This window comes from Prauserella salsuginis, from assembly GCF_024648885.1.
Classification (GTDB): Bacteria; Actinomycetota; Actinomycetes; order Mycobacteriales; family Pseudonocardiaceae; genus Prauserella; species Prauserella salsuginis.
Genome location: NZ_JANBBF010000008.1, coordinates 1,051,393 through 1,076,069, shown reverse-complemented (window position 1 = coordinate 1,076,069; position 24,677 = coordinate 1,051,393). Strand labels below are relative to the sequence as shown.

Annotated in this window: 22 protein-coding genes; 14 read left to right on the top strand and 8 right to left on the bottom strand. The window is 72.3% G+C overall.

All coding sequences use genetic code 11. From position 1 onward, the window contains the following. Positions 1-37: 37 nt before the first annotated feature. Positions 38-322 (bottom strand): Lrp/AsnC family transcriptional regulator, encoded by a 285-nt coding sequence (locus LY40_RS06470; protein ID WP_183778109.1) that lies wholly within the window; start codon positions 320-322, stop codon positions 38-40. Between the two features lie 49 nt (positions 323-371). Then, positions 372-2,063 (bottom strand): DEDD exonuclease domain-containing protein, encoded by a 1,692-nt coding sequence (locus tag LY40_RS06465; protein ID WP_258936218.1) that lies wholly within the window; start codon positions 2,061-2,063, stop codon positions 372-374. A gap of 382 nt (positions 2,064-2,445) precedes the next feature. Between LY40_RS06465 and LY40_RS06460 the strand changes: the two genes are divergently transcribed. The 7 genes from LY40_RS06460 to LY40_RS06430 all read left to right on the top strand — a co-directional run bounded on the left by LY40_RS06460 (position 2,446) and on the right by LY40_RS06430 (position 11,740). Further along, positions 2,446-3,258, top strand: coding sequence for an endonuclease/exonuclease/phosphatase family protein (locus LY40_RS06460; RefSeq protein ID WP_258936217.1), 813 nt, complete (start codon positions 2,446-2,448; stop codon positions 3,256-3,258). 55 nt (positions 3,259-3,313) lie between these two features. After that, positions 3,314-4,789, top strand: a complete 1,476-nt coding sequence (locus LY40_RS06455) for an NYN domain-containing protein (RefSeq protein WP_183778104.1) — start codon at positions 3,314-3,316, stop codon at positions 4,787-4,789. Between the two features lie 262 nt (positions 4,790-5,051). Continuing rightward, the gene (locus LY40_RS06450) at positions 5,052-5,273 is read left to right on the top strand and encodes a hypothetical protein (RefSeq protein WP_183784741.1); all 222 of its coding nucleotides are present in this window, start codon (positions 5,052-5,054) and stop codon (positions 5,271-5,273) included. A gap of 606 nt (positions 5,274-5,879) precedes the next feature. Further along, entirely contained in the window at positions 5,880-6,944 is a 1,065-nt protein-coding gene (locus LY40_RS06445) for an NlpC/P60 family protein (RefSeq protein ID WP_258936280.1), read from the top strand. A gap of 51 nt (positions 6,945-6,995) precedes the next feature. Beyond that, positions 6,996-8,165, top strand: coding sequence for a glycosyltransferase family 4 protein (locus tag LY40_RS06440; RefSeq protein WP_258936216.1), 1,170 nt, complete (start codon positions 6,996-6,998; stop codon positions 8,163-8,165). 424 nt (positions 8,166-8,589) lie between these two features. After that, positions 8,590-10,917 (top strand): SulP family inorganic anion transporter, encoded by a 2,328-nt coding sequence (locus LY40_RS06435; protein ID WP_258936215.1) that lies wholly within the window; start codon positions 8,590-8,592, stop codon positions 10,915-10,917. Positions 10,918-11,155: 238 nt separating this feature from the next. Further along, entirely contained in the window at positions 11,156-11,740 is a 585-nt protein-coding gene (locus LY40_RS06430) for a DUF2567 domain-containing protein (protein ID WP_221212595.1), read from the top strand. Between the two features lie 59 nt (positions 11,741-11,799). On the opposite strand, the gene LY40_RS06425 is transcribed toward LY40_RS06430, so the two are convergent. Together LY40_RS06425 and LY40_RS06420 are read right to left on the bottom strand one after the other, a co-directional pair. Further along, entirely contained in the window at positions 11,800-12,540 is a 741-nt protein-coding gene (locus LY40_RS06425; protein ID WP_183778097.1) for an LON peptidase substrate-binding domain-containing protein, read from the bottom strand. 37 nt (positions 12,541-12,577) lie between these two features. Next, complete coding sequence (locus tag LY40_RS06420; RefSeq protein ID WP_258936279.1) at positions 12,578-13,267, bottom strand: NUDIX hydrolase; 690 nt, start codon at positions 13,265-13,267, stop codon at positions 12,578-12,580. A 98-nt stretch (positions 13,268-13,365) separates the two neighbouring features. Here LY40_RS06420 and nadA point away from each other — a divergent pair, with 98 nt between their 5' ends. The 3 genes from nadA (at position 13,366) to nadC (ending at position 17,220) form a co-directional block, all read left to right on the top strand. After that, positions 13,366-14,403, top strand: coding sequence for a quinolinate synthase NadA (gene nadA, locus LY40_RS06415; protein ID WP_183778093.1), 1,038 nt, complete (start codon positions 13,366-13,368; stop codon positions 14,401-14,403). Next, positions 14,400-16,166 carry an L-aspartate oxidase gene (locus LY40_RS06410; protein ID WP_258936214.1) on the top strand — a complete coding sequence of 589 codons (1,767 nt, stop codon included), beginning with the start codon at positions 14,400-14,402 and terminating at the stop codon, positions 16,164-16,166. Before nadA ends, LY40_RS06410 begins: the two co-directional genes overlap by 4 nt. 184 nt (positions 16,167-16,350) lie before the next feature. Continuing rightward, on the top strand, positions 16,351-17,220 hold the full coding sequence (gene nadC / locus LY40_RS06405; RefSeq protein ID WP_183784734.1) for a carboxylating nicotinate-nucleotide diphosphorylase: 870 nt from the start codon (positions 16,351-16,353) through the stop codon (positions 17,218-17,220). A gap of 52 nt (positions 17,221-17,272) precedes the next feature. Here the strand turns inward: nadC and LY40_RS06400 are convergent, their stop codons facing one another. Further along, positions 17,273-18,076, bottom strand: coding sequence for a carbon-nitrogen hydrolase family protein (locus tag LY40_RS06400; protein WP_183778089.1), 804 nt, complete (start codon positions 18,074-18,076; stop codon positions 17,273-17,275). A gap of 177 nt (positions 18,077-18,253) precedes the next feature. Here LY40_RS06400 and hisD point away from each other — a divergent pair, with 177 nt between their 5' ends. From hisD to LY40_RS06380, 4 genes are read left to right on the top strand one after another with little or no spacing between them, the layout of a single operon-like run. Then, positions 18,254-19,579: a histidinol dehydrogenase gene (hisD, locus tag LY40_RS06395; protein ID WP_183778087.1), complete on the top strand. Its 1,326-nt coding sequence runs from the start codon at positions 18,254-18,256 to the stop codon at positions 19,577-19,579. After that, entirely contained in the window at positions 19,576-20,691 is a 1,116-nt protein-coding gene (locus LY40_RS06390; RefSeq protein ID WP_258936213.1) for a histidinol-phosphate transaminase, read from the top strand. Before hisD ends, LY40_RS06390 begins: the two co-directional genes overlap by 4 nt. Next, positions 20,688-21,287, top strand: a complete 600-nt coding sequence (gene hisB / locus LY40_RS06385) for an imidazoleglycerol-phosphate dehydratase HisB (protein ID WP_258936212.1) — start codon at positions 20,688-20,690, stop codon at positions 21,285-21,287. The genes LY40_RS06390 and hisB overlap by 4 nt, the downstream gene beginning before the upstream one ends. Positions 21,288-21,289: 2 nt before the next feature. Then, entirely contained in the window at positions 21,290-21,451 is a 162-nt protein-coding gene (locus LY40_RS06380) for a CG2302 family histidine operon protein (protein ID WP_258936211.1), read from the top strand. Here LY40_RS06380 and LY40_RS06375 read toward each other — a convergent pair whose 3' ends face one another. From LY40_RS06375 to LY40_RS06365, 3 genes are read right to left on the bottom strand one after another with little or no spacing between them, the layout of a single operon-like run. Beyond that, a complete protein-coding gene (locus tag LY40_RS06375; RefSeq protein WP_183778081.1) occupies positions 21,452-22,255 on the bottom strand; it encodes an ABC transporter ATP-binding protein in 804 nt (267 codons plus the stop codon). It lies immediately after the preceding gene. Then, the gene (locus tag LY40_RS06370; RefSeq protein WP_183778079.1) at positions 22,252-23,343 is read right to left on the bottom strand and encodes a FecCD family ABC transporter permease; all 1,092 of its coding nucleotides are present in this window, start codon (positions 23,341-23,343) and stop codon (positions 22,252-22,254) included. The genes LY40_RS06375 and LY40_RS06370 overlap by 4 nt, the downstream gene beginning before the upstream one ends. Then, positions 23,343-24,404 carry an ABC transporter substrate-binding protein gene (locus LY40_RS06365; protein ID WP_258936210.1) on the bottom strand — a complete coding sequence of 354 codons (1,062 nt, stop codon included), beginning with the start codon at positions 24,402-24,404 and terminating at the stop codon, positions 23,343-23,345. Before LY40_RS06365 ends, LY40_RS06370 begins: the two co-directional genes overlap by 1 nt. Between the last annotated feature and the right edge of the window lie 273 nt (positions 24,405-24,677).

Genomic DNA, 24,677 nt, shown 5'->3' with positions numbered 1-24,677 from the left:
GACCGGGGGCTCCCTGCGTGTGTACGGCCGTGGCGGCTCAGGCGGATTCGATGCCCAGCTCGAACGCCGTGCCCGTGTCCGCACTGGAGTACGAGCGGAAGGCAATGTGGGTGTCGGTGTTGACGACGCCGTCGACCTTGCTGATCTTGGCGGGGATGAGCGCGGCCAGGTCTTCGTGCGAGGCCACACGCACGATGGCGATCAGGTCGACGTCGCCCGCACACGAGTAGACCTGGGACACGCCGTCGATGTCCGCGATCTCTTGTGCCGTTTCGGGAATCCGGTCGGCTGCTGCGCTGATGAGGACGATCGCGGTGATCACACTGGCCTCCTGGGGGAACGGACTGTCATGGGGCGATCGTAGTCGCGGGTCAGCCCACGTTCTCGAGCGTCGCCGCCGTGGCGACCTTCTCGAGCCACGGCGCCCAGCCACCCGCGCCGTGGACGGGTTCCGACCACGGCCGGGAGGTACGCACCAGCCTCCGGCCGGGCGTGGTGAGCCAGCGCAGCAGTAGGCCGGTCTCCTCGGCGGGCGCCCCGCGCAGCGGCCCGGACGACGGCAGGACAGTCTCGGCGGAGGCGACGAGTGCGTCGACGACGGGCATGGGCGGTGTGCCGCGCCTGGCCACGCCGGCCGAGGCGAGCCTGCCGTGCCGGATGACGGCCAGCTCCCACCCGCCGGCGCCGTCGGGCGCCGCGGCGACGAGCTCCTCGATCGCGGCGAGCGCGGTGAGCCGGTGCGCGGTCCCGACACCGCGCAGCAGCGTGACCAGCTCGTCGCGCCTGCGGGCGGCCTGCTCGAAGTGACCGTCGCCGGCAAGCGTGTCGATGTGGGCGCGCGCGGCGTGCAGGGGAGCGTCCCCGGTACCGGCGACCAGCTCGGCGATCTGCCGCGGGGCGGGGGCGTACTCGTCGACGCTCTGCCTGCCCGCACACGGTGCTCCGCACCGGCCGAGTTCGGCCAGCACACACGGCGTCCCCCGCGGGTCGCGGGCGGGGATGCGCTGCGTGCAGGTGCGCAGGCCGGTGGCACCGGCCAGGGTGTCGGCCGCCGTTTTCGCCCGTGCCTGGGAGCCGAACGGCCCGAGCGCTCCGTCGCGTTCGGACCGTACGACCGACAGCCGTGGAAACGGCTCGTCGGTGAGCACGACCCACCACTGGGTGTGCGGGTTCTTCGAACGCCGGTTGTAGGCGGGCCGGTGGGCGGCGAGCAGCCGCAGTTCCCGCACCTGGGCTTCGAGTGCGTGGGCGCATTCGATGCCGTCGACGCGCTCGGCCAGCGCCACCATTTCGCGCATGCGGCCGCGTGACTCGGAGCCGGTGAAGTACTGCCGGACACGCCGCCGCAGGTTGCGGGCGGTGCCGACGTAGAGCACCTCGTCGTTCGGCCCGCGGAACATATACACCCCGGGCGTTTCCGGCAGGTGCGCCGCGAGGGACCGTTTGCGCCGCTGGGCGGGCGTGACGTCGGGGAGGAAGTCGAGCAGTTCCTCCAGCGACTGCACCCCGACCGGGCCGACGCGCTCCAACAGCCCGTGCAGCACGTCGACGGTGGCGCGGGCGTCGTCGAGCGCGCGGTGGGTCGGCGTGCTGCTGGCGCCGAAGAGCCGCGCGAGCGCCGCCAGCCGGTGCGAACGGGTGTCGGCCTGCGACAGCACGCGGCGGGAGAGCGTGAGCGTGCACACGACGGCCGGTTTCGGCCACGTGTAGCCGTGGCCTTCGCAGGCGGCGCGCAGGAAGCGCATGTCGAACCCGGCGTTGTGGGCCACGAGGACGGCCCCGGCGGCGAACTCCAGGAAGGCGGGCAGCACCTGGTCGATCGGCGGTGCGGACTGGACCATCGCCGTGGTGATGCCGGTGAGTTCGACGATCTGCGGCGGAATCGAGGTGCGCGGATCCACGAGTGTGCCGAACTCACCGAGGATCTCGCCCCCGCGGACTTTCACGGCGCCGATCTCGGTGATGCCGTCCGGGCCAGGAGCGCCGCCTGCGGTCTCCAGGTCGACGACCACGAAGGTGACATCGCGCAGCGGGGTGCCCAGTTCGTCGAAAGCCAGCTGCATGGGCGCGGACTGTAGAGGCGGGCCCCGACAATCCCCGACCTCGGCAGGTGCACGGCCCGCGGCCTGTGACCGACAGCGCAGTGCCGGCGGTGCCGTGGTGAGGCGGTGCCGTGGTGAGACGGAAGCTGACGAGGCGGTCTGGTGGTCGGCGGGACGTGCGCGGAGCCGCTGTGACGGAAGGCGCGCTGGCTGGTCGTCTTCGGGCGGCCGGCATTGCGGTGGCCGGGGCCGGGTAGCCGGGGAGGCGTCCGCGTGCGATACCAGGCGGACATCGGGGAGGGATCTTCCGCGTGCGTTCACCCGGGGCTCATCGCGTGGCCGCGTCGTTCGACCAGGATCGCCGGAGACGGTGGCGGGAACGGACGAGTGCGGAGGCGTGCGGATGCGGACACTGCGGTGGTTGGCGGCGGCACTGATGGCGGCCGGGATGGCGGCCGGAGCGGTCACGCCCGCGTCGGCGGACCAACGGGCGCTCACGGTCCTGTCGTTCAACATCCACCATGCCGAAGGCACCGACGGTGCGCTCGACCTCGACCGCATCGCCCGCGTGATCGACCGCAGCGGCGCCGACGTGGCGGGCTTGCAGGAGGTCGACCGCCACTACTCGGATCGCAGCGCGTGGGCCGACCAGGCACGGGAACTCGCCCGCAAGCTCGGTTACCACGTCGTGTTCGGAGCCAACATCGACGACCCGCCATCCGCGCCCGGCGAGCGGCGGGTGCAGTACGGGACGGCCATCCTGTCCCGGTATCCGATCGTGGACTCGTCGAACACGTACCTGCACCGTTCGCCCGACCAGGAACAGCGGGGCCTGCTGCACGCCGAGCTGAACATCCGCGGCGAGCGGGTCCACGTCTACGACACGCATCTGGCGGCGTCGTCCCAGTCGGACAGGGCAGCGCAGGGACGGCAGGTCGCCGACATCATCGGCGACACCCGGCGCGCGGTGCTCGTCGGCGATCTCAACGCCGAGCCGGGCGCTCCCGAGCTCGCCCCGATCGACCGCGCGCTGACCGACGTCTGGCCCGCCGTGGGTGAGGGCGACGGGCCGACCCTGCCCTCGGAGGAACCGGAGAAGCGCATCGACTACGTGTATGCGGGCGACGACGTGACACCGGTGGCCGCGCGGGTGCTCGACGAGGAGCCGGAGGCGTCCGACCACCTTCCGGTCGTGGCGGAACTCGACATCGGCTGACGACGGACGTCGCCGGGGTCGGGAGCCGGGAGGTCGCGGAACCTAAGCTGGACGGATGGACCCGTCGTCGCACCGCCCGGACCCGTCCGGGGACCGGTCCGGCCCGCAGCAGGAGGCCGGTTCCGCAGTCGGCGCCGTTTCCGGCCCGGTGCCGGACGGGAAGCCCGGTGATGCGGTGCGGCAGGCGGGCGCCGGCGCTTCGGACGCGGCCGCCGATGCGGAACAGGACGAGGTCGTCGACTGGCGTTCGCTACCGGAGCCGGTGCGGGACCGCCTCGCCGAACTCGCGGCGGAAGCGCTGGGCACTCTCCCGGCTGCCGACGTCCCGCGGCAGCTGAGGCCGGTTGCCCGGTTCGCACCGGCGAAACGAGCCAGCTCGGGTGCGTCGGCACTGCTGACCGGGCTGCGGGAGTCGGCGCGGTTCCGCACGGCGGTCGTCGAATGGACACGGACGCACCGGCCGGACGCGCTCGACCCGGCAGCCGGGTTCGACACCGATCCGGTGGGCGCCGCCGCGGCGGCGCTGTTGCTCGGCCAGCCGGATGCCGCGACGCGGGTCCGCGACGTCGCGCAGCGCACCGAGGACGCGTCGCTGCGGTCCGAACGCGACGCCGCGCTCGCGCGGGTGCGCAAACTCGAGACGGAGCTGGCCGAGGCACGGGAGGAACTGGAAAGCGCGCGCGCCGACGTCGAGCGGGCGCGGTCCGAACGCACCGACCAGCTCGACAAGCTTCGCGGGCGGCTGCGCAGACAGGGTCAGGAACTGCGGGAGGCCCGCGACGCCGCCGAACAGGCCCGCAGGGACGCGGAGCAGGCGACCGGAACCCGCGGCGGAGAAGCGCAACGACTGGCCGACGAACTGGTGCGGGAACGGGAACGCGCCGACGCCGAGCGCATCCGGGCCGAACGGGCCGTCGCCGACGCCGAAGCGGCCCGCCGGTCCGCCCATGAGGCCCGCGCCGCCGACGAGGTGCGGTTGCGACTGTTGCTGGACACGCTCGGCGGCGCCGCGGACGGGCTCCGGAGGGAACTCGCGCTCGGGGAGACGGGCACGGGTGCGGCTCCCGCCGACACCGTGGGCGGCGTCGTGGGGCCGGCGTCGGCAGCCGAGCGGGTCGCCGACGCCGACGCGCTCGGCAAGTTGCTCCGGTTGCCCGCGGTCCACCTCGTCGTGGACGGGTACAACGTCACCAAGACCGGTTATCCGGACCTGCCGCTGGTCGAGCAGCGTTCCCGGCTGGTCGGCCAGCTCGGCGCGCTGCAGGCCAGGGTGGGGGCAGAGGTCACGGTCGTGTTCGACGGCGCGGGTGTCACCTCCGTGCCCGCCGCGAATCCGCGCGGCGTGCGGGTGTTGTTCTCCGACCCGGGAGTGCTGGCCGACGACGTCATCCGGGACCTCGTGGCCGCCGAACCGCACGGCAGGCCCGTGATCGTCGCGACCTCCGATCAGGAGATCGTCACGGCCGTCCGGCGCAGCGGGGCGCATGCGGTGCCGTCGGACGTGTTGCTCGCCCGACTCGGCCGCACCTGAGCGGCGACGGCAGTCGCCCGGTCGTGGCGCGACGTCCGCCCGGGGTGGGCAGTCTCGGAGTCCGTTCCTGTCGGTGGCGGGTTCTACCGTGCGCGGCATGCAACGAGAGTGGAACGAGCGGCCCGGCCACCGGGACCGTGAACCCGCGGATTCCTCGAACGCCCGGGATGTCGAGGTACAGGACGTCGAGGTACAGGGCTTCGAGGTACAGGGCTTCGAGGTACAGGGGCCGGCGACCGAGCAGCCGGCGGCCGACGACGAGCTGATCATCGACTGTGACCGGTGCCGCGTGCGGGGTGACGCGTGCCGCGACTGTGTCGTGAGCGTGTTGCTCGGCCCGCCTCCTGAGCTCCGGTGGGACGAGACGGAACGCCGCGCCGTTGACGCGCTCGCCGACGGCGGCATGGTTCCGCACCTGCGCCTCGTGCCCGTGGAACCGGTCGAACCGGGCGAGCGGACCGGCGACGACCGGCGCGCGGGCTGACCATCTGCGTCCGCGTCCCGCATCCGGGCCCGTGTGGGGCGAACGCCGCACGGCTCGACCACCCACGCACGTCGGACCGTGGACGGGCCGGGACCGCCGGCTGCGGCTACGCACGGGATGCGCGCCCCGCGTGGCCGAGGCGCGTGGCACCCCGCCTGCCGAATCGAGGTGCGTCGTTCGTCGTGCGGTGAGCGGTCCAACCAATCAGGTGAACGGTCCCGACCACTTCGGATGCACTGTGTAAGACCAGTCACAGCTACCGCTGAACCGCTGGTCCGAACGTGTCGCACTGTGCGGTGAACGATTTACGTGCCGGGGTTGCTGGACGTGGCCGATGGTGTTTCGTAACCTGGCCGAGATTTCGCGTCAGGCAGCCGTCCCACACGTTCGGCGACGCGGGATCGCCGCCGAGAGCAGCTTTTGTCGGGGAGCTGCGCCGGACCTCACGCACAGTAGCGTGACGGAGCCGCACGCGGAGGCGTTCAGTCTCGGATTTCGCATCCGGGTGCCGTGCGCCCTCGTGGCCCGGGCCGTAGTGAGGGCCCCCGACCTCACCCGGACCGATCGACCGGTAGGCGGCCGGACAGTAGAGGAGACATGAGCGACGTGCAGTCGCAGCCCGTGAAGCGCGTGATCTCGAGCGCGCTGGCGGCATCCGCCGTCGTCGCGGTTGTCACCTTCCAGTCACCGGCGACCGCTTCCCCCAACCCCGCCCTCCAAACTCCCCCGGTTTCGCAGCAGCAGTCGCAGTCCGATGCGCTCGAGCAGTACTACGAGCTCTCGGAAAAGGCGGAGAAGCTGAACGAGGCCCACCTGCAGGCGCAGTCGGACCTCGAGAAGAAACAGGGCGAGCTCGGCGACGCCAAGCAGCGCCTGCGCAACGCGAAGCAGGCCAAGCAGCGTGCGTCGGCCAACGAGGAGCGTTACCGCAAGGACGTCGACCGGTTCGCCGGCGCGTCGTTCGCCAGTGGTTCGCAGATGAACAAGATGTCGGCACTGCTGACCGGCGACTCCGCGCAGGACTTCCTGGAGCGTTCGTCGGCGCTGGACGTGCTGGCGACCGATCGCAACAAGGCGCTGAGCAAGCTCCGTGGTGCCGTCAACAGCGCCGCGACGGCAGAGCAGAAGGCACAGCAGGCGCGCAACCAGGCGGCGAAGGCCAAGAACGCCGCGGCCAAGCTGGAAGGCGACATGGCCGCGCGCAAGGAAGCCCTCGACGAGAAGATCGCCGAGGTGCGCGAGGCATCCGGCCTGCTCAGCGATTCCGATCAGGAGCAGCTGCAGGACACCGGCCCGGACGTCGGCCCGGTCACGGCGCCCGGCGCCGAGGCCCAGACGGCCGTGGACACCGCCATGGCTCAGATCGGCAAGCCGTACAGCTGGGGCGCCACCGGCCCGGACTCGTTCGACTGCTCCGGTCTGACCTCGTACGCGTACGACGCGGCGGGCATCTCGATTCCGCGGACGGCGTCCGACCAGCAGGCCGGTGCGGGCACCCCGGTGTCCCGCGACCAGCTGGCGCCCGGCGACCTCGTGTTCGCCGGTTCCCCCGCCCACCACGTGGGCATCTACATCGGCGACGACCAGATGGTCCACGCTCCGACGGAGGGTGAGCCGGTCAAGGTCGGCCCGCTGCAGGACGACTACAGCGGGGCCGTGCGGGTCGCCTGACCCCCGCACACCCACGGACCGCCCGGGCCGGGGCGGGATAGCGTGGTCACCATGCGCCGCACGCTCCTGGTGACCAACGACTTCCCGCCCCGGCCCGGTGGTATCCAGTCCTATCTGCAGGCCTTCACCTCGCGCCTGCCTTCCGACGACCTCGTCGTGTACGCGCCGTCGTGGGAGCGTGCGTCCGGCTCGTCGAGCGCGTTCGACGCACGGCAGCCGTACGAGGTCGTCCGTCATCCCACGGCGCTGATGCTGCCCACTCCCGATGTGTTGCGCCGCGCCAAGGAACTCGTGGTCTCGCGTGACTGCGACACCGTGTGGTTCGGCGCGGCCGCGCCCCTCTCGCTGCTCGGAGCTCCGTTGCGGTCCGCGGGCGCACAGCGCATCGTCGCCTCGACCCACGGTCACGAGGTGGGCTGGTCCATGCTTCCGGCCGCGCGGCAGGCGCTGCGCCGGATCGGTGACACCACCGACGTCATCACCTACGTCAGCGACTACACGCGCAAGCGCTTCGCCTCCGCATTCGGCAGGCTCGCCGGTCTGGAGCACCTGCCGTCGGGTGTCGACCCGGAGACCTTCCGTCCCGACGCCGCAGCCCGCGAGGAGCTGCGTATCCGGTACGGGCTGGGCGATCGCCCGACCGTGGTCTGTGTGTCCCGGCTCGTTCCGCGCAAGGGGCAGGACATGCTCATCCGCGCGCTGCCCGAGATCCGCGAGCGGGTGCCGGGCGCGGCCCTGCTCATCGTCGGCGGCGGGCCGTATCGCGGCCAGCTGGCCACCCTGGCCGAGCATACGGGGGTGGCCGGCGACGTCGTGCTCACCGGATCGGTGCCCGCCGAGGAGCTGCCCGCTCACTACGCCGCGGGCGACGTGTTCGCCATGCCCGCCCGCACCCGCGGCAAGGGGCTGGACGTCGAAGGACTGGGAATCGTCTACCTGGAGGCGTCGGCTACGGGGCTACCCGTGGTCGCCGGGAACTCCGGGGGCGCCCCGGAAACGGTGCTGGACGAGGTGACCGGGCACGTCGTCGACGGCAGGCGCCGCGATCAGCTCGTCGACACGGTGGCCTCACTGCTCGCGGATCCGGTGCGGGCACGCGGCATGGGCGAGGCGGGCCGTCGCTGGGTAAGTGAGCACTGGCGCTGGGACGTGCTCGCCGGGCGGCTCGCGGGACTGCTCGACGGCCGCCCCTTCGGACCGGATCGGAATCTCAAGAACTGAGACCCTCCCGGCGTTTCCGGGTGAACATCACGTTTCCCGCGCCGTGGGGCGCCGAAATTCACTCGAACCGGTTGTGTTCATTGTGGTCCCGGGAATTCGACTCCGATCGGTGACCTTTTCGGTCCGAAGTTCCGTTTTTCGGGTGAGTGACGCCCCGTCGGGCGATGTTGATCTTCGCGATCGGTTGTCCTCTGTGGAGTGACACGCGTGTGAGCATCCGATGAGGATTTCTTTCGGGGAACGGCATTACGCGCATTCCTCTGGTACTTGGTGTTGGTACTCGTAACGCGCGCGGACGCCGCGGCGGGCCGGTGACGACCCGGTCCCGTCCGTGACGACGCGTCCGTGGTCGCCGTCGACCGAGCGCCATTACCCCTGCGGATGAAACGCGGGGATTCACCCGACCTCGAGGAGGCCGTTTTTGATGACGCTGAATACCGGTCAGGAGAGCGACCAGCAGGAGGCCGATGCCGTGCCGTGGTGGAAAGTGGTGCTCCGCCACGACCTGCCGGCCTCGCTCGTGGTGTTTCTCGTCGCCGTGCCGTTGTCACTGGGCATCGCGTTGGCGTCCGGCGCACCGATCGTCGCCGGACTGATCGCCGCCGTGGTCGGCGGCATCGTGGCCGGAGCGGCAGGCGGATCGCCGCTGCAGGTCAGCGGCCCGGCCGCGGGGCTGACCGTGGTCATGGCGGAGACGATCAACCAGTTCGGCTGGGCCGTCACGTGCGCCATCACGGTGGCGGCCGGTCTGTTGCAGGTCCTGTTCGGACTGAGCAGGGTGGCAAGGGCCGCGCTCGCCATCTCGCCCGCGATCGTGCACGGCATGCTTGCCGGCATCGGCATCACGATCGTGCTGGGCCAATTGCACGTCATCCTCGGTGGTGACTCGAACAGCTCCGCGATCGACAACATCCTGCAGCTGCCCGGACAACTGCTCGACCTGCACGGGCCCGCGACCTTCCTCGGCCTGCTGACCCTCGGCATCCTGCTCGTGTGGGGCAAGCTGCCCACGGCGGTGCGGAAGGTGCCCGCCCCGCTCGCCGCGATCGTGCTCGTGACCGTGCTCGCCGTCGTGACGGGCGCGTCCGCCGAACGCGTGGACCTGCCCAGCAGCGTGCTCGACATCCAGTTCGCCCCGCAGCTGCCCGGCGGTGGCTGGGCCGATTTCGCCGTCGCCGTCCTGACGATCGCGCTCATCGCGAGCATCGAGTCGCTGTTGTCGGCCGTTGCCGTCGACAAGATGCACACCGGCAAGCGCGGCAACTTCGACCGCGAGCTCATCGGCCAGGGCCTCGGCAACATGACCTCGGGTGCGCTCGGCGGCCTGCCGATCACCGGTGTGATCGTCCGCAGTTCCACCAACGTGGCCACGGGTGCCCGCACGCGCGCGTCGGCGATCCTGCACGGCGTGTGGGTGCTGCTGTTCACCGCACTGCTGGCGACGGTGATCGAGAGCATCCCGCTGGCGGCGCTCGCGGGGCTGCTGGTGCACGTCGGCGCGAAGCTCGTCAACACCGCGCACATCCGCGAGGTTCTCCGCCACGGCGACCTGTCGCTGTACGTCGTGACCGTGGCCGGCGTGGTGCTGATCGACCTGCTCTCGGGCGTGCTCATCGGCATCGGGCTCTCGGTGCTGCTCATGCTCCACCGCACGATGTGGTCGGCGGTGCACTCCGAGGGCGAGGGCGACACGCGGCGCATCGTCATCGAAGGGGCGCTGACGTTCCTGTCGGTGCCGCGGCTCTCGGCAATCCTCAATGGACTCCCGGAGCGCAGTACGGTCACGTTGGAGCTCGTCGTCGACTACCTCGACCACGCCGCGTTCGACTGCCTGCACACCTGGCAGGAGGCCCACGAACGGTCGGGCGGCCGCGTGATCGTCGACGAGGTCGGCCACCCGTGGTTCGCGCGTGGCAAGGGCGGCAGCCCGATCGTGCGCAAGGACCGTGCCGGTGCCGCCGTGCCGCGCTGGTTGGCCCCGTGGTCCGAGTGGATGGCCAGGGACGGGGCCACAGTGGAGGCCGACGCCCCGGTGCGGATCCCGGACCAGCGCCCAGCTCCGCAGTGCGACACCCCGGACCCGGCACCGTCCCACGCCACCCCGCTGCGCCGCGGGACCTCCGAGTTCCAGACCCGCACCGCGCCGCTGGTGCGCGAGACGATGAGCAGGCTGGCCGCGGGGCAGCAGCCCCACACCCTGTTCATCACGTGCGCGGACGCGCGCATCGTGCCGAACGTGATCACCACCAGCGGTCCCGGCGACATGTTCACCGTCCGCAACGTCGGCAACCTCGTCCCGCCCTATGAGCGGCACTCCGGCGACGGTGCCGCCGTCTGGTCGTCGGTCGAGTTCGCCGTCGGCGTGCTCGGCGTCAGCGAGATCGTGGTGTGTGGACACTCCTCGTGCGGTGCGATGCGTGCGCTGCTCGACGGGATTCCGGAGGAGCTGACCGGGCTGGCGGGCTGGCTCGGGCACGGCGAGCCCGGTTTGGAGCGCAGCCGCACGGCCACGCCGGCACGGCTCGACGGCGCCGAACCGGCGCACGCGGGCGATGCGCTGGCCCTGCACAGCGTGCTCCAGCAGCTCGACCACCTGCGCGAGTCGCCGCTGGTGCGGTCGGCCGTCGAACGCGGTGAGCTCACTCTGACCGGCATGTACCTCGACGTGGGAAACGCACAGGTCTATCTGCTGGACCCGGTGACGGACAACTTCGAGCCGGCGGGCGTGCGCGGCGCAGCGCAGGCCCGGTGACGGCCGCCGGTGCGGGCGGGCTAGTGTCGACGAGTGGAGTCGGCACGCGGCGGTCCCGCCCGCGCCGGCGCCGACCGGCGACGGGGACGATGATCGCTTCCGTCGCCGAGGCCGCGGCCATCGCGTGAGGTCTTCTGCCGGCGACCCCGGCGGAGACCCCGCGTATGGCGCGGGTCCGTCGTGACGCACGGCCCGTTGTCGTGACAGCGGGCCGCGCAGCAGCCGAGGAGGACGCCCGTTGTCGGAGCAGCGGACCGAGCAGCAGCCCGCGTGGTCGGCGCTGGCGCTCGAAGGCGTGCGCGTGGAACGGCCCAAGGTGGTCGTGAAGGCGGACCTGCTGCCCGCGATCAGTGTCGTGTCGTTCGTGGCCCTGCTGGGCATTCCCGTCGGCTGGTTGTGGTCGTTGCTGGCACCGCCGCAGCGGATGCGGGTGATGGGCGGCGAGGCGGGCGAACTGCCGTTGCAGCTGGAGAGCTGGCACCGGTTCGACGCGCTCGCGGTGTTCCTGCTGCTCGGCCTGGCCGCGGGGATCGCGGTCGGCGTCGTGGTGTGGCTCCTGCGCGAACGCCGCGGGCCGGTGATCCTCGTCGCAGCGGTGCTCGGCTCCGTGGTCTCTGCGTGGCTGGCCATGCAGATGGGCCTGTCGTTCGCGGGCAGCCGGTACGCCATCACCGACCCGCCCGAGGTGGGCGCCGTGGTCGAGGCCGCGCCGGTGCTCGAGACGGGGTGGGCCGTGCTCGCCCAGCCACTGACGACCGCGCTCGTGTACGGCATGCTCGCGATCTGGAACAGCCGCGACGACCTCGGCCGCAGGCTCGGCTGAGAGCCGCAGGCCGCCGAGCCCGCGCCGCGGGTACCGCCCCGGGGCGGCGGGTTCACGCCTCAGTTCAAGCTGGTCACGGTGCCCGCGCCGGTACTGCCGTCCATGTCGGGCAGTGACGCCGGGATCGCGCGCAGCAGCGACCGGAACCCGGCCTCCCGGTTGAGCAGTCGGCACACCTCCCGCAGTCGCCGCAGCGGCGCGCGCTGTTCGAGCAGGGCCTGCCGGTCGGACAGCGGCAGGCGGCAATCGGCGGCGAGCAGGTACGACAGCGCCTCAGGATCGGTGTCGGGCGAGGGCGGCCGTCTGCCCTCGTCGGGCCACGCGACGTCGCAGTAGCGCCGGTGTGCCGCCCGCGCCAGATCTCCCAGCCGGGATGCCGCGTCCCGTGCCGCCTCGTCGTCGTCCGATTCGCCTGCCAACGGGTGGTCGTCGAGCCTGCTCACGGTGCCGACGAGATACGGGGCCGACCGGGTGTCGATGTCGTGTAGCACGAACCGCCGGACGCCGGTCGTGGCGAGGTCGTAGCGGCCGTCGGGCAGGGGCTTGGCTTCGTCCAGCCGTGCGGCACATCCGATGGTGTGGACATGGTCGAGCTCGTCGACCTCGCGCAGGAAAGGGGACCGCAGTGCGACCACGCCGAACAGCCGGTCGGGGCGCGCGCCGGTGAGCAGATCCGCGGTCAGCTGCCGGTAGCGCGGTTCGAAGACGTGCAGCGGCAGCGACGTGCCCGGCAGGAGCACGGTCTGCAGCGGGAACAACGGCAGCGTCTCCCGCTGAACATCCGGTCTCGTGTCGGCCACGGGTTCACGTTACGACCTCGCGCCCCGTCTCGCCCGTTCACGCGCCCCGGCCCCGGCCTGGGGCGGGCGGTTTGAACGCGGCGAACGGATCGGTGACCTGCATGTCGTCGTGGACGAAGGAGTACAGCGCAGCGGGCCGGCCCCCGGAACGTCCGGACGGTGCGGTGTCGCCGGTGTCGGTGAGCAGCCCGCGACGGGAGAGCACACGTTGCAGATTGGTCGCCGACACTCGGTAGCCGAGCGCGGCCGAGTAGTGATCCCGGAGCACGGAGATCGGGAACCGCCGCGGCACGAGGGCGAAACCGAGGTTGGTGTAGCTGAGCTTCGCACGGAGCCGGTCGCGGGCACCGATGACGATCTCCCGGTGGTCGAACGCCGTGCGGGGCAGGTCGTCGACGGGATGCCACACGGTGTCCTCGGGGACCTCGGGGTCGACGTCGGAGGGGACGAGGCCGAGGAACGCCGTGGCGACCACCCGTGGCCCGGGAACGCGCCGCGGGTCGCTGAACACGGCGAGCTGTTCGACGTGCCGGAGCTGGCGGATGTCGACCTTCTCCGCGAGCTGGCGGCGGATCGAGGTCTCGACGTCCTCGTCCGCGCGCAGTCGGCCACCGGGGAGTGACCAACGTCCGAGATGCGGATCGAGGGCCCGCCGCCACAGCAGGACCTGCAACGACGGTGGCCGATCGGATGCGCGTGGGCGGCGGACCTGGAGTACAGCGGCCAGAACCTCGTGTGCCAACGGGTCGCGGCTGTTAATATGGGATCGCACGGTTTTCGATTGTAAGGCGAAAACCCATCGAAGGCACGGACCGGAGGCTCGACATGCCGACGCTCGACACGGCGATCAACGGCGACCCTGACACCGGCGCGGACCTGACGCCCTACGGCGGCGTGACCGCGGACGCGGCGTGGGCGGAGGAGATCCGCGCGCTGGCTGCGCAGCGGGACGCGGTGCTGCTCGCGCACAACTACCAGCTGCCCGAGATCCAGGAGATCGCCGACCACACGGGCGATTCGCTGGCCCTCAGTCGGATCGCGGCCGAGAGCGACGCGTCGACGATCGTGTTCTGCGGCGTGCACTTCATGGCCGAGACGGCGAAGATCCTCTCGCCGGGAAAGACCGTGTTGATTCCCGATGCGCGCGCGGGGTGCTCCCTCGCGGACTCGATCACCGGTGAGCAGCTGCGGGAGTGGAAGGCGCAGCACCCGGGTGCGGTCGTCGTCTCGTACGTCAACACCACGGCCGAGGTGAAGGCCGAGACCGACATCTGCTGCACCTCGTCCAACGCGGTCGACGTGGTGGCGTCGATTCCGGCCGAGAAGGAGGTGCTGTTCTGTCCCGACCAGTTCCTCGGCGCGCACGTCAAGCGGGTGACCGGCCGCGAGAATCTGCACGTCTGGGCGGGGGAGTGCCACGTGCACGCCGGCATCAACGGTCCCGAACTGGCCGAACGGGCGGCCGCGGACCCCGGTGCCGACCTGTTCATCCACCCCGAATGCGGGTGCGCCACCTCGGCGCTCTACCTCGCGGGCGAGGGTGCCGTCGCCGAGGACCGGGTGAAGATCCTCTCGACCGGCGACATGCTGACCGCGGCGCGGGAGACCAGCGCGGAGTCGGTGCTGGTGGCCACCGAGGTGGGCATGCTGCACCAGCTGCGCAAGGCCGCTCCGGAGATCGATTTCCGCGCCGTCAACGACCGCGCGTCCTGTCGCTACATGAAGATGATCACGCCGGCGGCGTTGCTGCGGTCGTTGCGCGAGGGCGCCGACGAGGTGCACGTCGCCCCGGAGATCGCGGAGCGGGGCCGGGCTTCGGTGCGGCGGATGATCGAGATCGGCACGCCGGGCGGCGGCGAATGAGCGGACCGGTAGCGACATTGGTTAACGACTATAAGGCGAAAACCTCGTCCTCTGGACCACGCTGGGAGGCCGCTGCGGACGTGGTCGTGCTCGGCAGCGGCGCCGCCGGACTGAGCACCGCACTGCGGCTCCGGGAGCGCGGGCTGCACGTGCTCGTCGTGACCAAGGGAGAGCTCGGGGACGGCAACACCCGGTGGGCCCAGGGCGGGATCGCGGCCGTCCTGGACGGCGCATCCGGCTCCGGCGGCGTCCAGGACGGCGGTGACAGCGTGTCCGCGCACGCCGAGGACACGGCGACGGCGGGTGCGGGCCTGTGCGAGCCGGAGGCCGTTGCCGAGATCGTCGCCGGGGGAGCGGAGGCCGTCGCCACGCTGCGCCGGTTCGGCGCGGTCTTCGACGAGGCCGAGAGCGGCAGCAACGGAGCACGGGAGCTGGCACGGACGCGGGAAGGCGGGCACAGTGCGCTGCGGGTGATCCATGCCGGCGGTGACGCGACCGGCGCCGAGGTGCAACGGGCCCTGGTGTCGGCCGCGACCGGCGGCGCGGTCCCGGTGCTGGAACGCCACGTGGCGCTCGACGCCGTCCGCACCGCAGCGGGCCGGATCGTCGGGGTGACGGTGCTCGACGACCGCGGATGTCCCGGTGTCGTGCACGCGCCCGCGCTGGTGCTCGCCACCGGCGGGCTCGGCCAGCTGTACGGCGCCACGTCGAATCCCGAACTGGCAACCGGCGACGGGGTCGCGCTCGCGCTGCGCGCGGGCGCGACCGTGGCCGATCTCGAGTTCGTGCAGTTCCACCCGACCGTGCTGTACGCGCCCGGCGCGCGTGGCAGGCGGCCGCTGGTGACCGAGGCCGTGCGCGGCGAGGGTGCGGTGCTCGTCGACGCGACCGGCGCACGGGTGATGGCGGGCGTGCATCCGCTGGCGGACCTGGCTCCACGGGATGTCGTGTCGGCCGCCGTGATCCGCCACCTGGCCGCGGCCCCTGGCGGGGTCGACGACCACGTGTTCCTCGACGCGACCGGGATCGACGGGTTCGCAGCGCGGTTCCCGACGGTGCGGGCCGCGTGCGAGGCCGCGGGTGTCGATCCCGTGCGGGAACCGATCCCGGTCGCCCCGGCGGCACATTTCGCGTGCGGCGGGGTCGTGGCGGGCACCGACGGGCGTACGCCGGTGCCGGGGCTGTACGCCGTCGGCGAGGTGGCGCGGACCGGCCTGCACGGCGCGAACCGTCTCGCCTCGAACAGCCTCCTCGAAGGACTCGTCGTCGGCGGGCGGGCGGCCGATGCGGTGGCGGCCGACCTGGCTTCCTGCCGGCCGGTCCGGCCCGGGGGCGTACCGGCGGGGACCGGCGCAGGAGCGGTCACGTCGCCGGATCCCGCGTCGTCGTTCGGGGCGGCTGCTCTCGAGGTCGCCCCACGGGACGCGGTGCAACGTGCGATGAGCCGGTACGCCGCGATCGGGCGCGACGCGGACGGGCTCGCCGTCGCGGGTTCGGTCCTCGACCTGGCGGTGTCCGGTGCACGCGGGTCCGGATCCCGTGGTGTGGCGTGGACGCGCGAACGGGTCGAGGACGCTGCGCTGACACTGGTGGCGCGGGCACTCGTCGCCGCGGCGTCGGCGCGCACGGAGAGCCGCGGCTGTCATGTCCGCACGGATTTCCCGGAGCGCGACGACGCGTCATGGCGGCGCAGCCAGACGATCCGGCTGAGCCCGTCGGGTCAGCCGGTGCTGGCCGAGGCGGCGGCACTGGAGGCGGCGTGACCGACGGCGAAGCATCCGACGGCGGAATACCAGACGGCGGAGTGCCGGACGGAGTACCCGGCGGCGGCAGGAACAGCAGGGAGCCGGCAGCGGCGGAACGGAAGACAGTGGCGGAACGGAAGACAGCGGCGGAACGGACAGCGGCGTGGGCGGAACCGGTGAGTACGGCGTCAACGAGGATGCGGTGCGCGAGACGGACGGGAACGGACCGGACGCCGACGACCTGCGACGGGTCGTGACGACGGCGCTGGCCGAGGATCTGCGGTACGGGCCGGACGCGACGACGGAGGCGACGGTCGGGGCCGACGTCACCGCGACGGCGGCGCTGACCCCGCGGGCGCCGGGGGTCGTGGCCGGTGTGCCCGCTGCCCTGGCCGTGTTCGACGAGGTGCTCGGAGCCCGGTACGACGTCGTCGAGCGCGTGCCCGACGGTGCGCGCGCGGAGCCGGGCGTGCCCGTGCTGGTCGTGCGGGGCGCCGTGCGGGACCTGCTCACCGCGGAGCGGACGGCGCTGAACCTGCTGTGCCACCTGTCCGGCATCGCGACGGCCACCGCGGCGTGGGTGTCCGCCGTGGCCGGAACGGGCTGTGCGATCCGTGACTCCCGCAAGACGCTTCCGGGCCTGCGGCTGCTGGAGAAGTACGCCGTGCGGTGCGGCGGCGGGGTCAACCACCGGATGGGCCTCGGCGATGCGGTACTCATCAAGGACAACCACGTCGTCGCCGCGGGGTCGGTCACGGCCGCGCTGCGGCTGGCGCGGGAACGCGGCGCAGGACTGCCGTGCGAGGTCGAGGTCGACGATCTGGAACAGCTCGCCGAGGCACTCGACGCGGGCGCCGACGAGGTGCTGCTCGACAACTTCACGCCGGAGCGGTGCCGGGAAGCCGTGGCACTGCGGGACGAGCGCAGCCCGAAGACCCGCCTGGAGTCCTCGGGTGGACTGCGACTGGACAGCGCCCGCGCCTACGCCGAGTCCGGTGTGGACTATCTCGCCGTCGGTGCGCTCACCCATTCCTCACCGGCGCTCGACGTGGGCATGGATCTGACCCGCTGACGCGCGCCCCGGCCCGATCAGCCGTCGTGGTGGCGGTGCGGGACGTGCCGTGTCAGCGGAGTTTGCGGTTGACGAGGGCGCCGGTGGCCCTGCGAGAGGTATCGGCGAGCGCCGGGTCTATGTCGGCGACCACGAGCTCCGGGCCTGCTCCGGCCTGTGCTCGTGGCACCCCGAACGGGTCGGCGACCGTCGAGTACCCGACGCCCGTCGGGGCCTTCGGGTTCACCTCGACGCCGGTGGCTGCGGGGTCGGCCTGTCCGCAGGCCAGGATCCAGTTGCCCGAGTCGAGCGCGCGGGCACGCGTCAGTAGGTCCCACTGTTCGCGTTTGCCCTCGCCCGCGCCCCAGGACGCGGCGACCGCGACCGCGTGCGTGCCCGCCTCGGCCAGCTGCTGGAACAGTACGGGGAAACGCACGTCGTAGCAGGTCGCGACACCCAGCCGGACGTCGCCGACGTCCACGGTGACCAGCTCCTCGCCGCCGGCGACCGTCGCCGATTCGTGGAAGCCGAAGGCGTCGTACAGGTGGATCTTGTCGTAGCCGCGGTGCTCGCCGGGACCGGTGACCAGCAGCGTGTTGCGAACGCGGTCGCCGTCCGGGGTGAACATGCCCGCCACGACGAGCACGCCGTGCTCCTGCGCGATCGCGGCGACCTCCGAGGCCCACGGCCCGTCGAGCGGCTGCGCCAGCGGTGCGAGCTTCACGCCGAAGTGCGCCATCGTGGCCTCGGGGAACACCACGACGCGGGCGCCGCGTGCCGCGGCGTCGGCCGTCCACGTGCGCACGAGTTCGAGGTTGGCCGTCGGGTCCGCCGTCGACGTGACCTGGCACAGGGCGATCCGCAGCGCCGCGTCCATCAACCGGTCTCCTTTGCGTTCGGTGTCCGCGTCAGGGCGTGTGTGGATCAGCCTACGGGTGGCGGCGGAGACGTTCCGCCTCGTCGCCGGCGGCCGGGCCGCGGTCGGACGGGTGGAGCGGCGGTGACGCGGCGGCCCGTGCGCTGGTGGCGGGCCTCACCTCGTACCCTGGAAGGCATGTTGAACCGCACCGACCTGCGAGGTCGCGTCCCCCGGCCTGCCGAGCTGCGCGCCACGTTGCCGCGCGCCGAGGTGAACGTGGACGCGGCTCTGCATCAGGTGCGCCCGGTGGTCGACGCGGTCCGCGACCGGGGTGTCGAGGCCGTGCTCGAGTACACGGAGAAGTTCGACGGCGTGCGCCCCGCCACGGTGCGGGTGCCGCGGGCCGAGCTCGACAGGGCGCTGGTCGAGCTTGACCCGGACGTCCGTGCGGCGCTCGACGAGGCGATTGTGCGTGCCCGCGCGGTGCATGCGGACCAGCGGCGCGACGACGTGACGACGCAGGTCGCCGACGGGGGCACGGTCACCGAACGCTGGGTGCCGGTCTCACGCGTCGGGCTGTACGCGCCGGGCGGGCTGGCGGTCTACCCGTCGAGCGTCGTGATGAACGTCGTGCCCGCGCAGGCGGCGGGTGTCGGCTCGCTGGTGTTGTGTTCGCCGCCGCAGGCCGAGTTCGGCGGGCTGCCGCACCCGACCACCCTGGCCGCCGCCGCGCTGCTCGGCGTCGACGAGGTGTGGGCGGTCGGCGGTGCGCAGGCGGTCGCCGTGCTCGCCCACGGCGCGGTCGACACGGACGGTTCCGAGCTCGATCCGGTCGACATGGTGACCGGGCCGGGCAACGTCTATCTCACCGCGGCCAAACGCATGCTGCGCGGCATCATCGGCATCGACTCCGAGGCCGGTCCCACGGAGATCGCGATCCTCGCCGACGAGACGGCCGACGCGGGGCACGTCGCCGCGGACCTGATCAGCCAGGCCGAGCACGACACCCTCGCGGCCAGCGTGCTGGTCACGACGTCGGAGCGGCTCGCCGACGACGTCGACGCCGAGCTGGCACGCCGGGTCGGGAAGACCAAGCACACCGAGCGGGTCGACACGGCGTTGCGGGGTGCGCAGTCCGGCACCGTGCTGGTGTCCACCGTGGACGAAGGACTCCAGGTCGTCGACGCCTACGCCGCCGAGCATCTGGAGATCCAGACGGCCGGCGCGCGTGAGGTCGCCGCTCGGGTGCGCAACGCAGGGGCGGTGTTCGTCGGCCCGTACGCGCCGGTGTCGCTCGGCGACTACTGCGCGGGGTCGAACCACGTGCTGCCCACCGGCGGTTTCGCGCGGCACTCGTCGGGCCTGTCGGTGCAGACGTTCCTGCGCGGCATCCACGTGATCGACTACAGCGAGGCGGCGCTGCGCGAGGTCGCCGGCAAGGTCGTCGCGCTGGCCGACGCCGAGGACCTGCCCGCGCACGGCGAAGCGGTGCAGGCACGATTCGAGGGAGACGCCCGGTGACGGCTCGGGGTTCGCAGGGTTCCGACGAGATCACGCTCGACGATCTACCGCTGCGCGAGGATCTGCGCGGCAAGAGCCCGTACGGCGCGCCGCAGCTGGACGTCCCGGTGCGGCTCAACACCAACGAGAATCCGTATCCCCCGCCGCCCGCGCTCGTCGACGACGTCACCGAGGCGGTGCGTGAGGCCGCGGTGCAGCTCCACCGCTACCCGGACCGCGACGCGGTGGCGCTGCGCGAGGACCTGGCCGCGTACCTGACCTCGTCCGTCGGCGTCGAGGTCACCAGCCGGAACGTATGGGCCGCCAACGGGTCCAACGAGGTGCTCCAGCAGATCCTGCAGGCGTTCGGCGGCCCCGGCCGCACCGCGCTCGGGTTCGAGCCGTCGTACTCGATGCACCCGATCATCTCGGCAGGCACCCTCACCGACTGGATTCCCGCACCGCGGCGCGGCGACTTCTCGCTGGACGCCGCCGAAGCCGCCCGGATCGTCGCGGAGCGCAGGCCGGACGTCGTGTTCGTGACCAGCCCGAACAATCCGACCGGCGGTTCGATCCCGCTGGCCGACCTGGAGGCCGTGCTGCAAGCGGCTCCGGGCCTGGTCGTGGTCGACGAGGCGTACGCGGAGTTCTCGTCGCAGTCGAGCGCGCTCGAACTGCTGCCGCGCTACCCGGCGAAGCTGATCGTCTCCCGCACGATGAGCAAGGCGTTCGCATTCGCGGGCGGGCGACTCGGCTATCTGGCCGCCTCGCCCGCCGTGGTCGACGCGCTGCAACTGGTGCGGTTGCCGTACCACCTCTCGCTGCTCACGCAGGCGGCCGCGCGCGCCGCGCTCCGGCACGCCGACGCCACGCTGCGGTCCGTGGCCACCCTCGCGTCCGAACGGGACCGAGTGGCGAATGCGTTGCGGGGGCTGGGTTTCGAGCCCGTCCCGAGCGACGCCAACTTCATCCTGTTCGGACGGTTCGCCGAACCGTCGGCCGCATGGAAGTCCTATGTGGACAAAGGTGTGCTGATCCGCGACATCGGGATCGACGGGCACCTGCGGGTGAGCATCGGTACCCCGGACGAGAACGACGCCTTCCTGGAGGCGAGCAAGGAGGTCGGCCGGTGAGCCGGACAGGCAAGGTCGAACGGACGACGAAGGAGTCGTCGATCCGGGTCGAAGTGGATCTCGACGGCACCGGGCAGGTCGACGTGTCGACCGGCGTGCCGTTCTACGATCACATGCTGACGTCCTTCGGCGCGCACGGCTCGCTCGACCTGACGGTCGCCGCGACCGGCGACGTGCACATCGACGCGCACCACACCGTCGAGGACACCGCGATCGTGCTGGGGCAGGCGATCCGCGAGGCGCTGGGCGACAAGAAGGGCATCCGCCGGTTCGGCGACTGCTGGATCCCGATGGACGAGACGCTGGCGCACGCCGCGATCGACGTCTCCGGCCGGCCGTACTGCGTGCACACCGGCGAGCCGGAGGAGTTCAACACCTTCACGATCGGCGGCAACTACCCGTTCGTACTGACCCGTCACGTGTTCGAGTCCCTGTCGTTCCATGCGCAGCTCGCGTTGCACGTCCGCGTGATCCACGGCAGGGATCCGCACCACATCGCGGAGGCCCAGTACAAGGCCGTGGCGCGGGCGCTGCGCGCGGCGACGGAGAACGATCCGCGCGCCGGTGGCGTGCCGTCGACGAAGGGTGTGCTGTAAGCATGTCGCAGGAACAGTGGGTTCCGCTTCTGCTGCTCGGTGTGGCGGGCTTCCTCGTCGGCGGCGTGTACAGCACCTGGCGCAACGGTTCTCGTGTGCTGGCCGCGGCCTTCGGGCTGGCGGCGCTGGTGGCGATCGGCGGCGCCGTCGCCTGGCTCTCCTGATCAGCGCACGGCTGCGGGGCGCACCGGCACGACGACGGGGTGTCCGTCGGCGGTGGTGAGGACCTCGACGTCGGCGGCGTAGTGCTCGCGCAGCCGTTCCGTGGTGAGCACCTGGGACGGCGGGCCCGCCGCGACGACGCCGCCGCGGTCCAGGAGCACGAGTTCGTCGGCGTACTGCGCGGCGACCGTCAGATCGTGCAGCGTCGTCACGACCGTCGTCCCGTCCTCCCTGCGCAGGTGGTCGAGGCGTTCGAGCAGTGTCTGGGCGTGGCCGATGTCCAGTCCCGTCGTCGGCTCGTCGAGCAGCAGCAGTGGTGTGCGCTGGACCAGTACGCGGGCCAGCACCGCCCGCTGTGCCTCGCCACCGGACAGGGTTCCCAGTCGACGCCCTGCCATGTCGTGCAGGTCGAGCCGCGCGAGTGCGTCCTCCACAATGGACATGTCGGATGCGGATTCCCGTGCCAGCGTGCCGAGATGCGGTGCGCGGCCGAGCAGCACGTAGTCGGTGACGGTGAGCCGTTCGGGCAGGGCCGGATTCTGCGGGGCGTAGCCGACGCGGCGGGCCAGCTCCTTGCGCGGCAACGTCGCGGTGTCGGTGCCGTCGAGCAGCACCGTGCCCTGCCGCGGGACGAGGCCTGCCACGGCCTTCAGCACGGTGGACTTGCCCGCGCCGTTCGGCCCGACGATCGCCAGCCACCGGCCGCGGCGGGCCTCCAGGGATACGTGCTGCACGACGGGCTCGGCTCCGTAGCCCGCGCCGACGTCGTGCAGCGACAGCGCGGTCGGCGGCGGGGTGCCGGTCACGACAGCCGCTCCCGGTTCGTGCGCAGCACCAGCGCGAAGAACGGAGCACCCGCGAACGCGGTGACCACGCCGAGCGGCAGCTCGCCCGGCATGATCGTCCGCGCGACGAGATCCGCGCCGATGACGAAGGCGGCACCGCCGAGGAGCGAGAGCGGCACGATCACGCGGTAGCTCGCGCCGGCCAACAGCCGCACCAGGTGTGGCACGACGATCCCGACGAAGCCGATCAGGCCGCTCACCGACACGGCCGCCGCCGTGGCGAGCGAGGCCGCCGACAGCACGGCCAGGCGGATGCGGCCCGGTCGCAGGCCCAGCGAGGCGGCCTCGGTGTCACCGAGCGTGAGCAGGTCCAGCAGCCGGGCTGCCGCCACGAGCACGATCGCCGCGAGCCCCACGTAGGGCAGGACCAGTCCCACGTCGGTCCAGCCGGTGATGTTCAGCCCGCCGAGTGTCCACGTGTACACCTGTTTCAGGGTCTCGGTGTTGAGCTGCTGGACGAAGGTCTGGATCGCGGTGAGGAAGGCCGTCACCGCGATGCCCGCCAGCAGCAGGCCCGCCGTGCCGGCACCGCCCGTCGAACGGCCGAGTGCCCAGCTCAGCCCGACGCCCAGCAGGGCGCCCGCGAACGCCGCGAGCGGCAGCGGGCCCACCGGGCCGAGCGACCACGCCGTCACCGCGGGCACGAACACCATGACCGCCGTGGCCGCCATGCCGGCCCCGGCGCCGGCGCCGAGCAGGTACGGATCGGCCAGCGGGTTGCGGAACACTCCCTGGAACGCGGCACCCGCACCCGCGAGGGCGGCCCCGACGAGCGCCGCCAGCAACACCCGCGGGAGTCGCAGCTGCCACACGATCGCCGCCTCGGAGTCCGACAACGGCGACATGCCGCCCGTCAGTTGGGCCGTGATCTCCGCCAGCACCCGGTCCCCGGTGAGTTCGCCCGGTCCGATCAGCAGCCCGAGCAGCGCGACGGCCACGACCGTGACCACCGCGACGCCCAGCGCGAGCGGGGTCAGTCGGGTGGTGTGCGCGGGCGTTCGGGTGATGCGGTCCGCGGCGCGCCGCCACCGGGAACGGGTGCGCAGCATCAGGCTTCCGCGACCGCGTCGGCCACGACCCGCACGAACTCGACCAGGCGTGGGCTCCAGCGGGAGGCGATGTCGTCGTCGAGGGCGAAGACCCGGTCCTGCTCGACGGCGGTCATCGTGTCCCAGCCGGGGCGCTCGGCCACCGTGTCGGCGTTCTGCCCGCAGCACTTTGTGTCGGCGAGAAAGACCAGGTCCGGATCCGCCTCGACGATCTTCTCCGCCGACAGCTGCGGATACCCGCCCATCGCGTTCGGGTCGTCCTGGTCGGCGACGTTGCGGAGACCGAACAGATCGTAGACCTCGCCGAGGAACGTCGCCGACGTGATCGTGTAGTAGGTCGGGTCGACCTCGTGGTAGTAGCTCAGGTCCTTGTCAGGGGCGGACTCCGCGAGCTCGGTGATCGTCTGCTCGGTCTCGTCGGCGAGCGTCCGTCCGGCGTCGGCGTGCCCGGTGGCCTTGCCGACGAGCGTGAACTGGGCGTAGGCGTCCCGCAGCGTCTCCGGCGCGGGCAGCACGAGCGTGGCGGCGCCGGTCTTGCTCAGCGCGCCGGCCAGCTTGTCCTCCGCGTCGGAGCCCACGACGACCAGGTCGGGGTCGTGGCTCGCGATCTGCTGCGGGTCCGGGTCGATGCCGGACAACTCGGTGCGCGGCGCCTCGGCCGGATGGGTGGACATCTCGTCGACGGCGACGACCTGGTCGCCCGCCCCCACCTCGTACAACGTCTCGGTGACCGACGGGACGAGCGAGACGATCCGCTGTGGCTGCGCGTCGAGGGTCACGGCGGGTGCGCCCGCGGGCTCGACGGTCACGGGGAAGGCCGTGCCGGCGTCGCCGTCACCGTTGTCCTCGTCGGCGCGCTGGGCACAGCCGGCGAGGGCGAGCGCACCCAGTAGGGGCAGCAGGGCGAGCAGCCGGACGAACCGGCGCGGCGGGCGAGTGCCGTGCCGCGCCTGGGTGTGCAGTGCCGGGGCGCGGGGCGCCGGGGTGCGGAGTGCCGCAACGTGGCGCGCTACGGATCGGCGCAGGCGCGTACGAGGGTGGGGAGTGGGCTGGTGAGCCATCGGGGGCCTCGGGCGTTCGGGTCGGCCGGCGGAGGCGTGCCCGCGGCCGCGCGGGGCGGTCGGGCATGCCGGTGCGGAACCCGCGGGGGAGTCCTCGAGCGCCCGAGGCGGCGAAGTGAGGGCCGTCCCTGACGCCGCACCTCTGCGCCGGAGGTGGGCAAGGCGTCGACGCGGGCGAAGGCGACCTGACTCGATCCGGCCGGGCGGGACAGCACCGGGGTCGTCCCGCCTCGACGGTCATCACAGTTGCGGCACAGCGCCGGATTCGCACCG

Bases quoted from the DNA above. Each gene is read 5' to 3' on its own strand.
- LY40_RS06465 (WP_258936218.1), bottom strand. From the start codon at position 2,063: ATGCAGCTGGCTTTCGACGAACTGGGCACCCCGCTGCGCGATGTCACC.
- LY40_RS06460 (WP_258936217.1), top strand. From the start codon at position 2,446: ATGCGGACACTGCGGTGGTTGGCGGCGGCACTGATGGCGGCCGGGATG.
- LY40_RS06455 (WP_183778104.1), top strand. From the start codon at position 3,314: ATGGACCCGTCGTCGCACCGCCCGGACCCGTCCGGGGACCGGTCCGGC.
- LY40_RS06440 (WP_258936216.1), top strand. From the start codon at position 6,996: ATGCGCCGCACGCTCCTGGTGACCAACGACTTCCCGCCCCGGCCCGGT.
- LY40_RS06435 (WP_258936215.1), top strand. From the start codon at position 8,590: ATGACGCTGAATACCGGTCAGGAGAGCGACCAGCAGGAGGCCGATGCC.
- nadA (WP_183778093.1), top strand. From the start codon at position 13,366: ATGCCGACGCTCGACACGGCGATCAACGGCGACCCTGACACCGGCGCG.
- LY40_RS06410 (WP_258936214.1), top strand. From the start codon at position 14,400: ATGAGCGGACCGGTAGCGACATTGGTTAACGACTATAAGGCGAAAACC.
- LY40_RS06400 (WP_183778089.1), bottom strand. From the start codon at position 18,076: ATGGACGCGGCGCTGCGGATCGCCCTGTGCCAGGTCACGTCGACGGCG.
- hisD (WP_183778087.1), top strand. From the start codon at position 18,254: ATGTTGAACCGCACCGACCTGCGAGGTCGCGTCCCCCGGCCTGCCGAG.
- LY40_RS06380 (WP_258936211.1), top strand. From the start codon at position 21,290: ATGTCGCAGGAACAGTGGGTTCCGCTTCTGCTGCTCGGTGTGGCGGGC.
- LY40_RS06370 (WP_183778079.1), bottom strand. From the start codon at position 23,343: ATGCTGCGCACCCGTTCCCGGTGGCGGCGCGCCGCGGACCGCATCACC.
- LY40_RS06365 (WP_258936210.1), bottom strand. From the start codon at position 24,404: ATGGCTCACCAGCCCACTCCCCACCCTCGTACGCGCCTGCGCCGATCC.